A 14,711-nucleotide genomic window follows, 5' to 3' on the forward strand; every position below is an offset into this window, starting at 1 on the left:
GTCGCCGGAGTCGCCCGGTTTCCCCGGGGTGCGCAACTTCCGGGACGCGGGCGGCACCGGCGCGCTCCCCCACGGGGTGTCGTACCGCTCCGGGGCGCCGAACCGGCTGGTGCCCGTCGGCACGCGGCCACCGCACGGCCTGGGCGTGCGCACCGTGCTGGACCTGCGCAGCGCGCCGGCGGTCGCCGCCCGGCCGGACGCGCTCGGGGCAGTAGCATCCGGCACCCGCACGTCCCGGTCTTCGCCGCGCGACGCCGACCGGAGGAGCAGGCCGAGCTGTGCCCGTCGAAGGGCGGACTCGACGGGCGGACTCGACGGGCGGCCCGCGGTGGCCGCCGTCCGGCAGCTGCCCACGGCGGAGCGGCGCGCCGGGGTGGTGGTTGCCCCGCTGCGATCGCCGCTCGGTGTGCCGGAGCACGGGGTCACCGCCGAACTCACCGCCCTGCACACCGCGTTCCACCCCCTGCCGGAGGTCGCCGCCGGCCGGTGACCAACCAGCGGACGCCCGCGACGACCGGACGGCCCGCGCCGATAGGCTCGCCCCCGCCGCGGCCGGGCGCGCGACGCCCCGGTCGCCGTTCCGCACACCTTCCGCAGGAGAACGCGCATGCTCAAGGTCAACGAATACTTCGACGGCACGGTCAAGTCGGTCGCCTTCACCTCGGCCGACGGCCCGGCCACCGTGGGCGTGATGGCCCCCGGCGAGTACGAGTTCGGCACCGCCGCGCCGGAGGTCATGCACGTGGTCAGCGGCGCGCTGACCGTCAAGCTCCCGGGCACCGAGGAGTGGCAGACCTTCTCCGCCGGTGAGCGGTTCTCCGTTCCGGGTGACAGCAAGTTCCAGCTCCAGGTCTCGGTCGACACGGCTTACCTCTGCGAGTACCGCTGACCCCGTGGCCCCACCGGCCGAAGGAGCCGGTGGGGCCGGTGAGGCCAGTGGGACGGGTAGGACGGGTAGGACGGGTGGGGGCCGGCGGGGAACCAGCCCTTCGGGAGCGGCCGGGCCCGGCAAAGATCGAGTCAACCCCGCCACGGCTCGGCGGAGGAGCCCTACGGTGTGGGCCGACCACTTCGTCGCCCGAGCACCGTGGAGCCCCGGACGGGCAGAGCCCGCCCGCATGATCCGAAGCGACCCGCGGTCGCGGCCCCGCCTGGGCGGCGCCGCCGGGGCTGCGGCTTGTCCGTCCTGGTCTTCGGGCTCTTGGTCCTCACCCTGAGCGGCGGCTACTTCTCCTTCAAGTCTTCGGTGGACTTCAGCTACCAGGTCGGCTGGCAGGGCACTCCCCCGCTGGTGATGACCGTCGACTCCCGCGCCGACCACGGCGGTGGGCGCTCCCAGACGTTCTCCTGCCTCGGGCACGGCGACCGTGGCAGCGCCGACACCGTCGACGGCGAGTGGCAGCTCCACAACCTCCCCCATGGCTACTCCCGGGGCACCGCCCTGAAGGTCAGCTGCTCCCCGGCGGTGACTGTTTCGAGCTCGGCGCGCACGACGCGGCGGGGAACGTGGGCATGTTCCTGCTCGGTCTGTGGCTGGTCTCCTGGGCCCCTGTCTGGGGGCGGCCATGCTGATCGTCCGCCGCGGCAAGCGCCTCGGCCGACCGGCCCGGACGGGGCTCGGCCCGTCCGGCCGCGTGGGCCTGGCCTGGTTGTCCGGGCTGCCCGTACTGGCCCTGCTCGCCGGCCTGGTCTCCCTCTTCCTCTGACCACCCGCCACCGCCCGGCCGGCCCTCCTCATCTCGCCCCCGCTCCCCTTCTTACCGCCGCTCCGCCGCTTCTTCCGCCCGCGGCCGGACCGCTCGCCCGCGGCAACCCGGCGGACGAGGGCTCAGCCTTCCCGCCCGGCCTTCGGGTGCGTCTCGTACATCCGCAGCGCCACCGTGGCACCGGCCGCGGCGGTGACGGCGGCGACGGCCCAGATCGCGGCGGTCAGGCCGTAGGCGTCGGCGAGGACGCCCGCAACCAGTGCCCCGATCGCGAATCCCCCGTCCCTCCAGAGCCGGTAGACGCCGACGGCCCGGGCCCGCCAGGCGGGGTGGGCGACGTCCCCGATGACGGCGAGCAGGGTCGGGTAGACCAGGGCGGTGCCCGCGCCGAGGAGGGCCTGGGCCGCCGCCCACACCGGGAAGGCGGTGCCGACCGCGACCAGGCCGAGGGCGGCGGCCTGGAGCAGCATTCCGGCGGTGATCAGGTGCTTGCGGCCGATGTGGTCCGACCACCAGCCGGTGAGCATCTGCCCCGCGCCCCAGACCGCCGGGTAGAGCGCGGCGAGGATGCCGATCCGGCCGAGGTCCAGCCCGTGCGCGGCGTACAGCAGCGGGAAGATCCCCCAGGCGAGGGCGTCGTTCAGGTTGTTGACCATGCCCGCCCAGCTGGCGGCGGACAGCGCCCGGTCGCCGAGGCTGACGGCGCGGGCTATTCGGGCGGTGCCCGGGGCCGCCGGTTCTCCGACGGCGGCCGGAGGCGCGGCGACCGGACGGGCGACGACCGGACGCGTGGCGGCCTCGGCGCGGGCGTGCTCGCGGGTCTCCCGGACGGCGGCCGCGGCCAGGCCGAGGCCGAGCGCGACGTAGGCCGCGCCGATCAGGAAGGGGGCGGGGCGCAGGCCCCAGTGTGCGGCGATCGCGCCGGTGGCGGTCGCGGTGACGGCCACCGCGAGGTACCCGGAGGCTTCGTTGAGGCCCATGGCCAAACCGCGGCGGGCCGGGCCGGCCAGGTCGATCTTCATGATCACGGTGGTGGACCAGGTGAGCCCCTGGTTGACGCCGAGCAGCACGTTGGCCGCGACGATCCAGCCCCAGGTGGGGCCCCAGGCCAGCATGGCGGGGACCGGCAGGGCGACCAGCCACCCCGCGACCAGGACCGGCTTGCGGCCGTAGCGGTCGGAGAGCGTCCCGGCGAAGAAGTTGGTGACCGCCTTGGTCGCGCCGAAAGCCAGGATGTACGTCAGTGCACCGGTGTGGGCGGACAGGTGGAACACCCGGTCCGCGAGCAGCGGGAGCACTGTGCGCTCCTGCCCGAGCGTGCCGCCGACCAGGGCGTTGACGGCAACCAGCAGGCCGAACTGGGCGAGGTTGGCGCGCAGGCCGAGCCTGATCGGGCGCTCCTCCGGCCCGGCGGGAGGAGTGGGAGGCGCGAGGGTACCGAGGGTCATGGGCGGTGCTCTCCTGGCTGGTGCGTGCGTGCGGCGGCACGTGGGTAGGGCGGGGGTCGGCCCGTCAGCGGACCATCATATTCCAATACTTTATGGATTATTGGACCCATGGGTGGGATCATGCCCCCACCACTTCCTCCGGAGCGGCCTTCCGGGGCCCGGGAGCCGTGTCGAGCCCGTCCGGCAGGCTCGCGGGCAGACGGCGGACGGCGGGGAGGGCGAGCAGGGCGAGCGCGGCCGGGACGGCGAGGGCGGTCATCCCGAAGAGTGCGGGCCGCACACCGAGGCTGTCGGAGAGCGGGCCGGCCAGCACCAGTCCGAGCGGCATCAGGGCCACGGAGATCAGGTGGTCGTAGGAGCTGACCCGGGAGAGCACCCGCTCCGGGATGTGCACCTGGAGCGAGGTCTCCCAGAGCACGAAGAACAGGGACACCCCGACCCCCGTCACCGCCTCCAGTGCGGCGATCGCCCAGACCGGCGAGCCGGACCCGATGACCAGCGCCTGGCAGGAGGCGACCGCCAACGCCACCGCCGCGACCGCCATCGGGCGGGCCGGTTTCAGGCGGTAGGCGCAGACGTCCCCCACGATCGCGCCGAGGCCGAAGGCGATGACCACCACGGCCCACGCGCCGGCCCCGCCCCATTCGCGCTCCGCCAGCACCGGCCCGAGCACGAACACCGAGGGCAGCACCACTACGTGGTAGACCGCGATCGCGAGCATCCCCGACCACACCCACGTCCGGCTGCGCACCTGTTGCCAGCCGACCCGCAGTTCGGCGAGGAAGCCGAGCCGCCCGTCCTGCCCCGGGTCGGCGGCACCCGCCCCGGCGCCCGCCCCGTCCGGCACCCCGCCCATCACCGTCCCGTCCGGCACCCCGCCCGTCACCGCGCCGACCGGCCCCAGCCGGGCCAGCACGGCGGCGCTGACCGCGAAACTCGCGGCGTCCACCGCCAGCGCCCCGCCCGGCCCGGCCGCCGCGACCAGCACCCCGGCCAGCACGGGCCCGACCACCAGGCTGGCCGACTGCACGAATCCGCGCAGCGCGTTCGCCTCGCGCAGCCGGTCGGCGGGGACGAGCAGGGGCAGCAACCCGCTGGAGGCGGGGAGGAAGAAGGCGTCCGCGACGCCGAACAGCGCCATCAGCAGCGCCAGCACACCGACCCGGGCAGTACCGGTGAGCAGCAGCACGGCGGCGGCCGCCTGGACGGCGCAGCGCACCAGGTCGGAAGCCAGCATGATCCGCTGTCGCGGCATCCGGTCCGCCCAGACTCCCCCGGCCAGCGTGAACACCAGCAGCGGAAGCAGCCCGGCGGCCGTCACCAGGCCGACGTCGGCGGCCGAGCCGCCGACGGACAGCACCGCGAAGGGCAGCGCCACGAACGACACCCGGTCCCCCAGGACCGACAACGACTGGCCGACGAACAGCCGGGCGAACTGGCGCTCGGTACGGAGCACTTCAGGGACCGGAACGCGCATGGGACCTCCTCGACGAACCCGGCGCACCCGGCACACCCGACGGACCCGAGGGGCCGGAGGGGCCGGAGCAGCGCACCCGCCGCACGAGGACGGCGAGCACGGCGATCGTAGGAAGCCCACGAACCCCCTGTCGCGCCATTTATCCGCAACGCCGTCAATGCCCTGATTCCGGCTAACTTCCTCCCCCCGCAAGGAAGTTGGCAACTCCCAACCCCTCCCGTGGCCGAACCGGGGCGCCGGCCTTCCCCGTTCGCCCTCCTCCCAATCCCACCGATCGGCCACACTTCTCCAGCCGGTCCGCCGACCTCCCGTACCCGACGGACGCCCGCCTCCCACCCGGGGCACCGTCAACAGGTCGTCCACACACCACGCGGGAACCGACGTGACGAAGGCGTGATCCCGGCGCGACGCGCTTGTGATTGCCACGTTCGAGTGAATAGGCTCCTCCCAGCCCGCACCACCGGGCCCCGCACGCGAGAACGCCGAACCCTGTCCATCGCGCCGTCGGGTCGACCACCACAACCCTTGGACAGGGGCGGGGGAACCACGATTGTTGCCGTTCCCCACGGCTAGGGGTGAAGCCGTCCGCACCGGGTGAACCGGGGCGCGGCGGCCGGGCCTCCCTCCCGGTCCGAACCCGACAGCTCACCTCGCAGGCGTGCGGAGAGGATCTCGCATGCTCTTCACGGGTCCGGGACGTCACCGCCGACAGGGTCCGGCGGAGAAGGCGGCCGAGCGCGCGATCGCGGCGGCCGGTGTGGCCGGCGTCGGCATCGCCCTGCCGCTGCTCGCCGTGTCCGGCGCGCACGCCGCGCCCAGCGCGGTCTGGGACCGGGTCGCCGAGTGCGAAAGCGGAGGGAACTGGAGTTCCGACGCGGGCAACGGCCTCTACGGCGGCCTGCAGATCAACGCCCAGCGCTGGACCGACTACGGCGGCACCCAGTTCGCCCCGCTGCCGAACGGGGCCACCCGCAGCCAGCAGATCGCCGTCGCCGAGCGGATCCTGGCCACCGAGGGCCCCTCGCCCTGGTCCTCGTGCGTGGACGAGTCGGGCCTGAGCACCGCCACCGCGCCGGGCGTCGTCGACGACAACGACTCGGCCGACGAGACCGGTTCGCTGCGCGGCGCCCGCGGCATCGCGGCGGTCAACGCCGCCCCGGACGGCAGCACCGTCCCGAGCGGGAACGCCGCCCCGGTGTTCTCCGGCCTGCCGGGCTACGACCCGGTCTCGCACGTGTACTGGTACGAGAAGAACGGCGCCTGGTTCTGGACCAGCCACCAGAGCCTGTACGAGCGCTACATGCAGCTGAGCCGTCCCCAGCCGCAACCGAGCACCTCCGCCCCGACCGCGCCCACCACGGACCCCACGGGCGCCCCGGCCACGCCGAGCACCCCGTCGGCCTCCCCGGCCACCCCGCTGCTGCCCACCGACCCGACCGCCACGCCCAGCCCGACCGCGCCCACCGACGGCACCAACGGCAACGGGAACGGGAACGGCGACCCGAACGGCACCGGCAACAACGGGAACGGAAACGGGAACAACGGGAATGGGAACGGGAACGGCCTGTTCCCCACCCTCCCGGCCACCCCGTCGCCCAGCCCGTCCGGCAGTACCGACTCCTCCGGCGCCACCGGCACCGCCGCCCCCGACGCCTCACCCACCAGCGGCACGGCGACCCCGGCCCCGGCCGCCACGCCGGACGTCCCGGCCACCCCGGCGGCTCAAGCCGCAGCCCCGTCCGCGCTGCCCTACACCGTCTCCCCCGGTGACAGCCTGGCCGGCATCGCCCGCGAGCACGCGCTGGACGGCGGCTGGTCCGAGCTCTACAAGTCGAACCAGCAGGTGGTCGGCGAGAACCCGGACCTGATCCGCCCGGGCCAGGTGCTCGAGCTGGGCTGATCCGCCCCCGGCTGAGCCGCCGTCACTTCGGGACGGCGGCCAGCCCGGTGCAGCCGCGCAGGCCGTCGCGGCGCTGCTGGGCGGCCTTCGCGGCGTTCCCGCCCTGCGGGACGGGTACGCCCCGGCCGTCGATGTGGGCGGGGGTGAAGGTCTCGCCGGTGACGCGGCCGTCGGCGGTGACGGTGAGCGTGGTGACGCCTGTCTCGTCGGAGGCGGTGTAGTTCGAGGTGCCGTACCAGAGGAAGTTGCCGAAGCCGTACGCCACGTAGGTCTTCCCGAGCATGCCCGCGCCGAGCATGGTGTGGGCGTGGGTGCCGACCACGGCGGTCGCTCCGGCGTCGGCGAGCTTCTTGGCGAGGCCGCTCTGCGCGCGGGTCGGGCAGGCCACGCCCTCGTCGCCCCAGTGCAGGTAGACCAGGACCACCGGCGCCTGCGCCTTCGCCGCGGTGACGGCGCGCAGCAGCGCGGTCTCGTCGAGGGCGGAGGCGATGCCCGGCTTGTGGGCGCCGGCCCGCCACTTCTGGTTGGTGATCTCGTTGACCTGACTGGCCGCCAGCACGGCGACCTTCACGCCGCGCACGGTGGTGACGTACGGGGCGTACGCCTCCTGCGCGTCCTTGCCGATGCCGACCACGGGTATCGGGGAGGCGGCCTTGGCGGCGAGGGTGTCGGCGAGGCCGTCGGGGCCGAAGTCGACGGCGTGGTTGTTGGCCTGGGAGACCACGTCGACGCCGGCGTCCTTGAGCGCGTCGAGCGCCTTGGGGGTGGTGCGGAAGGTGTAGGTCTTGGGTTCGGCCTTGCCCCGGCTGGTGATCGCGGTCTCCAGGTTGAGCACCGCCAGGTCGGCGGCGGAGAGCGTCGCGGAGATCGGGCCGAGTGCGGTGTCGGCCCTGCCCGCTCCGAGCCGGGAGGCGGTGCGCCCCTCGAAGTGGACGTCCCCGGCGAACGCCACCGTGATGCTGCCGCCGGGGCTCGCCGGGGCGCTCCCCTCCGACGCCCCGGGGGCCGGTCCGGTGGACGCGGCGGCCGTCGGCGCGGGCGTCGCGGACGCCGAGGCCGCCGTGCCGGTGGCGGTAGCGGTGCCGGCGCCGGCCCGGTCCGTGGAGGGCTCCGACCCGCCGCACCCGGCGACGGTGCTGAGCAGTAGGACGACGGCGGCGGCTGTGCCGACCGTGGTGCGGTGCATGAACGGACCCCCCGGCAGTTCGGTGACGACGCACTTTATCTGCGCCGGTCGAACACCGGAAGTCCACACGGACACCGAATGATCACGATCCCGGTCCCGTCCCGTCCGGGGCCGTCCCGGGCCGGGCCCGCAACGTCCTGAAGGCCCGTCCGCTCAGGCCACCACCCCGGCGGCGCGCAGCAGCCAGCGGTTGGTCCGGCCGACCAGTCCGGCCCGGTCGAGCACCGAGACGACCTTCTGGGCCATCTCGATCTTGGTGGCCCGCCAGCGCGGGTTGGCGCGGGCGGCCGCCCTGCCGACCTTGGGGTCGATGCCGACGGCGGCGTAGAGCCGGGGGTGGATCAGCGCGGTGGTGGCGTAGTAGACGATCAGTCCGATGAACAGCTGCTCGTACCGGCGGCGGACCGGGCCGAGGCGCTTGCGGACGAGTTCCTCGCGGGCGTAGCTGATGTGCCGGGCCTCCTCGATGACGTGGATCCGGGAGACCTGGCGGGTGAGCGGCTGGAGGGTGTCGTCGTTCATCACCTCGCGCTGGAAGGCGTCCAGGATCTCCTCGACGTACATGGTGCCGCCGAAGGTCTGGCTGTGGGTGGAGATCGCCTTGAACAGCCGGCCGAGGTTGTGGGCGACGAATCCGGCGCCGTACGCGGGAACGCCCATCTTGGCGATCATGCGGGCGAACATGATCGAGTGCCGGCACTCGTCGGCGATCTCGGTCAGCGCGTACTGGACGTGGTTGCTGGTCGGGTCCCGGTCGAAGGCGTGCCGCAGCAGCATCTGCATGAGGATCTCCTCGAACCAGATGCCGACGCTGGCGATGGAGGCGACCTCGTGCTTGGAGAGTTCGATCCGCTGCTCCTCGGTCATCCGCTCCCAGAGGTCGGTGCCGTAGAGGGAGAGGTGCCGGGGCGGACAGTAGTAGGCGCCGGGGACGGGGTCGGCGTCCCAGTCGACGTCCGTGAGGGGGTTGAACGAGAGCTTCGCGGAGGAGGCGAGCAGGCGTTCGGCGGTGCGCTCCCGGTCGGGGGCGGTGCGGGCGGGCTGGGGCGGCATGCCGGCTCCTTCGCGGTGGGGGCGGAGAGGGTGGAGTGGTGGCACTGCCGCGAAGGTAGAAGTTATTAGACTTCCCGTCAATACACCGCGCGCGAAGCGGCCCCGACCGACCACCGGGTCGTGCTTCTCGCATCCCGTGACGGCCCGCCGTTCCGGCGGGGCCGACGGGGTCCGCAGGGGGTGCCCGGCGGCGCCCCGTCAGGAGCGGCCGAACCAGCGGCGCCGGGGAGGGGATTGAGGCGCGGCGTCCTCCGCCGGGGCCGCGGACGGGTCGTCGTACTCGCGGGAGACCACCCGGACCTGGCCCGATGCAGGGTCGTGGCGCACGGTGTCCAGGCCCCGGCTGTCGAGTTCGGCGATGGTTCCGGCGTGGGTGGTGGTGTTCAGGGCGAGCATCCCGACCCTCGAGCGCCCCGGGTCGAGCTCCACCTCCTCGCGGAGCAGGACCTGCATCAGGCGGTCGGCGGAGGCCGATGGCAGGTCCTCGTCCACGGCCACGTACAGCACCAAGTCTTCTCCGCCGTTGGCCTGCCACCGGGTTTGCGCCACCCACGCCGACCGGACGGCGGGGAACTCGCGGATCCGCCGGGCCAGTGCGTCGCGCAGGGCGACCGCCACCGGATCGGTGGACCACGCCGGCTCCGTCTCCGCCCCGGACCCGTAGGTCGCCCAGTTCCGCAGCACCTGTTCGGGAAAGGTCGCCTGTCCGTCCACGGAGCGGACCACGAGCACGGCCACGCCGGTCTTCTCCATGATGTCCCTCAGCCGCGCGACGTCGCAGTGCACCGTCCCGGCGGCCGTCGGCAGCAGTTGCGTGCCGAGCGCCGCGTCGGTGAACCCGAGCAGTGTGGGCTGCTGCCCGTCGCCGGGGACGAACACCACCGACGCGGTGTCGGTGACGGGAACGAACGCCCCGCCCTCGAACAGTGCGGCGAGCACGGCCTCCGGCGCGGGCTCGTGCCCGTCCGCGGCACGGTCGAGAAGGCCGGCGAGGCTTGCGTTCGAGTGTTCGATCACGCGTGCAGGGTATCGTCCGGACGACCGCCGCCGGCCCCGCCGCGGCTCCACGGGCCGGCCGGCGCACTGGGGCGCGACGAGCCGCCGGCCCCGTGCTCCCCGGTCCTACCAACCCGCCGGGTCCTGCCAGGCCGCCAGTTCCCGCCCGCTGGTGAAGCGCCGCCGCCGGCCGTCCACCGGGTCGGTGAACTCCAGCGAGCGCGCCAGCAGCTGGAGCGGGCGCCGGTAGTCCTCGGCCCGGTCCTCCCCCAGCACCTCGGGGTAGAGCGGGTCGCCCAGGATCGGCAGGCCCAGTCCGTTCATGTGCACCCGCAGCTGGTGGGTGCGCCCGGTGCGCGGGGCCAGCCGGTAGCGGCCCAGGGCGCCGCGGGCCTCGGCCAGCTCGATCCGGCTCTCGGCGTTGGGCTCGCCGGGCACCTCGTAGGCGTCGAGCCGGCCGCGGTCCTTGCGGATCCGGCTGCGCACCACGGCGGGCAGCCCGGCGGCCGCGCCCTGCTCGTACCGGGCGACCGCCTCGTACTCCTTGACGGCCTCGCGGCGCTCGAACAGGCCCTGGTAGGCGCCGCGCAGCGCGGGGTCGGCGACGAACAGCACCACGCCCGCGGTGAGCCGGTCCAGGCGGTGGGCGGGGCTGAGCCGGGGCAGGCCGAGGTCGCGGCGCAGCCGGGCGAGGGCGGTCTCGGTGGCGTGGCTGCCGCGCGGGGTGGTGGCGAGGAAGTGCGGCTTGTCGGCGACCACGATGCGCTCGTCGCGGTGCAGGATCTCGACGGGGAAGGGCACCACGGGTTCGGGCGGCCCGGGTTCGCGGTGGAACCAGACGTGGCCGCCGGGCCGGTAGGGCGCGTCGGGGTCGACCGGGCCGTCGGCGGCGACGAACTCGCCGGCCGCGAGCATCGTGCCGATCCGCCCGTCCCCGGCGGCGGTGCCGTAGCGCTCCTCCAGGTAGGCGCGGACCGTCGGCCAGGTGCCGTCCAGCGGCAGTCTGACGTGCACGGGGTCGATGCCGTCGCGCTGCGGCAGCGGGCTGACCGGGGCGGGTTTCCTACGCACCACCGCGCGCCACCGGGGGGTTCGTCCGACGGGTGTCCATCCTGCCCACCATAGCGGCAGGTCACCCGTATGGGCGCGGGCGGCCCGCCGTGCGACGATGGCAGGGCGGTGACCGCCCCCCGGAACGGCAGGTGGCCAGATGGACACCGACGAACAGCGCACGATTCCCCGCCTGCGCCCCGCCTCCCCGTACGCGGCGGGCGGCGCGCCGGTACCGGACGGCCTGCTGTCGATCCCGGTGGCGACGGCGCTGATCGCGGCGGACGGCCGGATCCTGCACTGGAGCCCGGACGCGGAGGCGCTGCTCGGCTTCTCCGCGGAGCGGGCGGTGGGGACGCGCGCGGCGGACATCCTGGTGGGCCCGGAGCGGCGTCCGGAGGCGCTGGAGCTGTTCGGCCGGATCCTGGGCGGCCGCGCCTGGGCGGGGGTGTTCCCGGTGCGGCACCGGGACGGGCACCTGGTGCGGCTCGATTTCCGGACCTTCCCGGTCCTGGACCGGGAAGGCTCCCCGATGGTGCTGGCGGTGGCCTCGGACGTCAGCGAGGTGCGCCGGCTGGCGGCCGACCTGGCGGTGCTGGACGGGTTCTTCACCCAGTCGCCGGTCGGCATGGGCGTGTTCGACACCGAGCTGCGCTTCGTCCGGCTGAACGAGGCGCTGGCCCGGATCAACGGGCTGCCGGTGGACCGGCACCTGGGGCAGCGGCTGTCCGAGGTGCTGCCGGGGATCGACGGCCGGGCCGCCGAGGCGACGATGCGCCGCATCCTGGCCGACGGCCAGCCCCTGGTGGACCTGCGGACGCACGGCCGGACGGCGGCCGACCCGGAGCGCGAGCACGCCTGGTCGGTGTCGACCTTCCGGCTGGAGCAGCCGGACGGCACGGTGCTCGGGGTGTGCACCACCGTCGTGGACATCACCGACCGCTTCGAGGCGGAGACCGCCGCCGAGGCCGCGCAGCAGCGGCTGGCGCTGCTGAACGAGGCGTCCACCCGGATCGGCACCACGCTGGACCTGGCCACCACGGCCCGGGAGCTGGCCGAGACCGCCGCGCCGAGCCTGGCCGACACCGTGATGGTGGAGGTGCTGGACGGCCTGGTGCGGGGCGAGCCTGCCGTGCTGCCCGGCCGGGCGGACCGGACGGCGGTGCTGCGCCGGCTGGCGTTCCACACCGTCCCGGGCAGCGGGATGACCCCGATCGCGCCGGTGGGCTCGGTGCAGCGCCTGCACCCGAGCACGCCGTACGCGTGGGCGCTGTCGCACGGCCGGCCGGTGCTGGTGCCGCGCACCGACGGCGCGGCGATGAGCTGGTTCGCGGACGACCCGGTGCGCGGCGGGGCGATCCGGGCCCAGGGGGTGCGCTCGCTGATGGTGGTGCCGCTGATCGCGCGCGGGGCGGCGATCGGCACGGCCACGTTCTTCCGCTCCCGGAGCGCGGCGCCGTACGACCGGGCGGACCTGGCGCTGGCGAGCGAGCTGGCGGCCCGGGCGGCGGTGTCGATCGACAACGCGCTGTTGTACACCCGGGAGCGGGACGCGGCCGAGCAGCGGCAGCGGGCGCTGGAGGCGGCGGAGGCCGCGCAGCAGCGGCTGGCGCTGCTGAACGAGGCGTCCACCCGGATCGGCACCACGCTGGACCTGGCGATCACCGCGCGGGAGCTGGTGGACGTGGTGATCCCGCGGTTCGCGGACTTCGTGACGGTGGACATCCGCGAGGCGGTGCTGACCGGCGAGGACCCGGAGCCGGTGCCGGAGTCCGGCTCGGTGGCGCTGCGCGCGGTCGCGGTGGGCGAGCGGGAGGACGGCACGCTGCTGACCGGGGCGGCGGACCAGGTCGGGGAGACCACGCACTCGGCCAAGCTGTACGCGCAGGCGATGCGCACCGGCCGGTCGATCCTGGTGCCGCACGTGGACGAGTTCGAGCTGCGCCGGATCGTCGCGCACGCGGACCGGGTCCAGCCGGGCCTGGACGCCGGGATCCACTCGTACCTGATGGTGCCGCTGCTGGCGCGCGGCCAGGTGCTGGGCGGGGTGGAGTTCGTGCGGCTGGCGAACCCCGAGCCGTTCACCCCGGCGGACCGGGCGCTGGGCGAGGAGCTGGCGGCGCGGGCGGCGGTGTGCATCGACAACGCCCGGTTGTACCGGCGGGAGCGGGACACCGCGCTGACCCTGCAGCGCAGCCTGCTGCCGCAGGACGTGCACGGCACGCCGGGGCTGGAGATCGCCCACCGGTACCTGCCCTCGACGGTGGGTGACGAGATCGGCGGCGACTGGTTCGACGTGGTGCCGCTGACCGGCGGCCGGGTGGCGCTGATCGTCGGCGACGTGATGGGACACGGCATCCGGGCGGCCGCCACGATGGGCCAGCTGCGGACGGTGGCGCGGACGCTGGTGACGCTGGATCTGGATCCGGCGCGGGTGCTGCGGCGGCTGGACGAGGCGACCGCGCAGCTCGGCGAGGGCCAGTTCGCGACCTGCGTGTGCGCGGTGTTCGACCCGGTGGACGAGGAGTGCGTGCTGGCCTCGGCGGGCCACCTGCCGCCGGTGCTCTCCGAGCGGGACGGCCGGGCCCGGCTGGTGGAGCCGCCGCCGGGGGCACCGCTGGGCGTCGGCGGGGTGCCGTTCGAGTCGGTGCGCTTCCCGCTGCACGAGGACGGGCTGCTGGTGCTGTACACGGACGGCCTGGTGGAACGGCGCGGGCAGGACCTGGACGAGGGCCTGGAGCTGCTGCGCGAGATGGTGACGCGCCGTCAGCCGACCCTGGAGGAGGGCTGCGACGCGGTGCTGGGGGCGTTCGGGTCGACGCTGGGGCAGGACGACGTGGCGGTGATCATGGCGCACTCCGGGCCGGTCGGCGAGGACCGGCTGGCGACGCTGGCGCTGTCCGGCGATCCGGCGCTGCTGCGGCAGGCCCGGGAGTTCACCCGGCGGACGCTGACCGACTGGGGGCTGGCCTCGCTGGTGGATCCGGTGGTGCTGCTGACCGGCGAGTTGCTGGCCAACGCGGTGCTGCACGCCGGTTCGCCGCTGCAGCTGCGGCTGTTCCGGGGGGCGCTGCTGACGGTGGAGGTGTCGGACGCGGACAGCCGGGAGCCGCGGCTGCGGCCGGTGGGCGAGCACGACGAGGGCGGGCGCGGGATGCTGCTGATCAACGAGCTGGCGCACCGCTGGGGCAGCCGGGCGACCAGGGACGGCAAGGCGGTCTGGTTCGAGATGGAGCTGCCGGTGCGATCTTCGCACTGACGCGGCGCCAACTCCCTTGTGGCACGGGCCCGTCAACCGCGCGACCTGCCGGTACGGCATCCGGCGGTACCGCGCTCACCCGTCGCGGCGGTGCGCTTGCCCCGGCCGGGTGACCGCCCGGCCCGCGGCGTGCGGTGCGGGCCCGCGGGCGCCGATGATCGTCGCGTCCGGCACCAACCCGCGTCCGACGCCAACGCGTTGGGCGCCGAGCATGGAGAACCCGATGCGTTCCAGCATTGCCAAGGTCACCACCGCCACCTTCCTCACCGGTCTCGCCCTGCTCGGCACGGCGGGCACCGCCTCCGCGCACTCGCACCACCACCACATGCACCCGCACGGGGCGCTGGCGGTCGGCGGCGACGCGGCGGCCCAGGGCGGCGACGCGGGCGCGGTGGGCGGCGACGCCTGGGCCGAGGACGGGAACGCGGGCGCGGTCGGCGGGGACGCGGGCGCGCTGGGCGGCGGGTCCCTGGCGACGGGCGGCGACGCCTGGGCCGAGGGCGGCGACGCGGGCGCGATCGGCGGGGACGCCGAGGCGCTGTGCGGCTCATCCCTGGCGTAGGGCGGCGACGCCCTCGCCCAGGGCGGCGACGCGAGACCGGTGCGCTGCGCCCTGTGACGTATACAAATCTGACG

Annotated in this window: 12 protein-coding genes and 1 riboswitch; of the genes, 6 read left to right on the plus strand and 6 right to left on the minus strand. The window is 74.8% G+C overall.

The window, feature by feature from the left end:
- The 3 genes from ACFUEL_RS20180 to ACFUEL_RS20190 all read left to right on the plus strand — a co-directional run.
- On the plus strand, positions 1-490 hold a 490-nt coding region (locus ACFUEL_RS20180), incomplete at its 5' end, for a tyrosine-protein phosphatase (protein ID WP_380237756.1).
- A gap of 117 nt (positions 491-607) precedes the next feature.
- The gene (locus ACFUEL_RS20185; protein WP_380237757.1) at positions 608-889 is read left to right on the plus strand and encodes a pyrimidine/purine nucleoside phosphorylase; all 282 of its coding nucleotides are present in this window, start codon (positions 608-610) and stop codon (positions 887-889) included.
- A gap of 676 nt (positions 890-1,565) precedes the next feature.
- Entirely contained in the window at positions 1,566-1,706 is a 141-nt protein-coding gene (locus ACFUEL_RS20190) for a hypothetical protein (RefSeq protein ID WP_380237758.1), read from the plus strand.
- A 122-nt stretch (positions 1,707-1,828) separates the two neighbouring features.
- Here the strand turns inward: ACFUEL_RS20190 and ACFUEL_RS20195 are convergent, their stop codons facing one another.
- Together ACFUEL_RS20195 and ACFUEL_RS20200 are read right to left on the minus strand one after the other, a co-directional pair.
- Positions 1,829-3,154 carry an MFS transporter gene (locus tag ACFUEL_RS20195; RefSeq protein WP_380237759.1) on the minus strand — a complete coding sequence of 442 codons (1,326 nt, stop codon included), beginning with the start codon at positions 3,152-3,154 and terminating at the stop codon, positions 1,829-1,831.
- A gap of 118 nt (positions 3,155-3,272) precedes the next feature.
- Positions 3,273-4,631 (minus strand): MFS transporter, encoded by a 1,359-nt coding sequence (locus ACFUEL_RS20200; RefSeq protein WP_380237760.1) that lies wholly within the window; start codon positions 4,629-4,631, stop codon positions 3,273-3,275.
- A 504-nt stretch (positions 4,632-5,135) separates the two neighbouring features.
- Positions 5,136-5,304, plus strand: a riboswitch (cyclic di-AMP (ydaO/yuaA leader).
- A 3-nt stretch (positions 5,305-5,307) separates the two neighbouring features.
- Here ACFUEL_RS20200 and ACFUEL_RS20205 point away from each other — a divergent pair.
- Entirely contained in the window at positions 5,308-6,531 is a 1,224-nt protein-coding gene (locus tag ACFUEL_RS20205; RefSeq protein WP_380237761.1) for a transglycosylase family protein, read from the plus strand.
- Positions 6,532-6,553: 22 nt separating this feature from the next.
- On the opposite strand, the gene ACFUEL_RS20210 is transcribed toward ACFUEL_RS20205, so the two are convergent.
- From ACFUEL_RS20210 to ACFUEL_RS20225, 4 genes are all read right to left on the minus strand, one after another.
- The gene (locus ACFUEL_RS20210; protein WP_380237762.1) at positions 6,554-7,717 is read right to left on the minus strand and encodes a CapA family protein; all 1,164 of its coding nucleotides are present in this window, start codon (positions 7,715-7,717) and stop codon (positions 6,554-6,556) included.
- Between the two features lie 153 nt (positions 7,718-7,870).
- Positions 7,871-8,770, minus strand: a complete 900-nt coding sequence (locus ACFUEL_RS20215) for a diiron oxygenase (RefSeq protein WP_380237763.1) — start codon at positions 8,768-8,770, stop codon at positions 7,871-7,873.
- A 198-nt stretch (positions 8,771-8,968) separates the two neighbouring features.
- The gene (locus tag ACFUEL_RS20220) at positions 8,969-9,787 is read right to left on the minus strand and encodes a hypothetical protein (RefSeq protein WP_380237764.1); all 819 of its coding nucleotides are present in this window, start codon (positions 9,785-9,787) and stop codon (positions 8,969-8,971) included.
- 105 nt (positions 9,788-9,892) lie between these two features.
- On the minus strand, positions 9,893-10,840 hold the full coding sequence (locus ACFUEL_RS20225; protein ID WP_380237765.1) for a pseudouridine synthase: 948 nt from the start codon (positions 10,838-10,840) through the stop codon (positions 9,893-9,895).
- Between the two features lie 136 nt (positions 10,841-10,976).
- Here ACFUEL_RS20225 and ACFUEL_RS20230 point away from each other — a divergent pair, with 136 nt between their 5' ends.
- Together ACFUEL_RS20230 and ACFUEL_RS20235 are read left to right on the plus strand one after the other, a co-directional pair.
- Positions 10,977-14,075 carry a SpoIIE family protein phosphatase gene (locus tag ACFUEL_RS20230; RefSeq protein WP_380237766.1) on the plus strand — a complete coding sequence of 1,033 codons (3,099 nt, stop codon included), beginning with the start codon at positions 10,977-10,979 and terminating at the stop codon, positions 14,073-14,075.
- A 223-nt stretch (positions 14,076-14,298) separates the two neighbouring features.
- A complete protein-coding gene (locus ACFUEL_RS20235) occupies positions 14,299-14,637 on the plus strand; it encodes a hypothetical protein (RefSeq protein WP_380237768.1) in 339 nt (112 codons plus the stop codon).
- Positions 14,638-14,711 lie beyond the last annotated feature (74 nt).

This window comes from Kitasatospora sp. NPDC057198, assembly GCF_042670125.1.
GTDB lineage: Bacteria > Actinomycetota > Actinomycetes > Streptomycetales > Streptomycetaceae > Kitasatospora.

Excerpts from the sequence above, each read along its gene's own strand:
- ACFUEL_RS20235 (WP_380237768.1), top strand. The coding sequence starts at position 14,299 with ATGCGTTCCAGCATTGCCAAGGTCACCACCGCCACCTTCCTCACCGGT.
- ACFUEL_RS20195 (WP_380237759.1), bottom strand. The coding sequence starts at position 3,154 with ATGACCCTCGGTACCCTCGCGCCTCCCACTCCTCCCGCCGGGCCGGAG.
- ACFUEL_RS20190 (WP_380237758.1), top strand. The coding sequence starts at position 1,566 with ATGCTGATCGTCCGCCGCGGCAAGCGCCTCGGCCGACCGGCCCGGACG.
- ACFUEL_RS20205 (WP_380237761.1), top strand. The coding sequence starts at position 5,308 with ATGCTCTTCACGGGTCCGGGACGTCACCGCCGACAGGGTCCGGCGGAG.
- ACFUEL_RS20215 (WP_380237763.1), bottom strand. The coding sequence starts at position 8,770 with ATGCCGCCCCAGCCCGCCCGCACCGCCCCCGACCGGGAGCGCACCGCC.
- ACFUEL_RS20230 (WP_380237766.1), top strand. The coding sequence starts at position 10,977 with ATGGACACCGACGAACAGCGCACGATTCCCCGCCTGCGCCCCGCCTCC.
- ACFUEL_RS20210 (WP_380237762.1), bottom strand. The coding sequence starts at position 7,717 with ATGCACCGCACCACGGTCGGCACAGCCGCCGCCGTCGTCCTACTGCTC.
- ACFUEL_RS20185 (WP_380237757.1), top strand. The coding sequence starts at position 608 with ATGCTCAAGGTCAACGAATACTTCGACGGCACGGTCAAGTCGGTCGCC.
- ACFUEL_RS20200 (WP_380237760.1), bottom strand. The coding sequence starts at position 4,631 with ATGCGCGTTCCGGTCCCTGAAGTGCTCCGTACCGAGCGCCAGTTCGCC.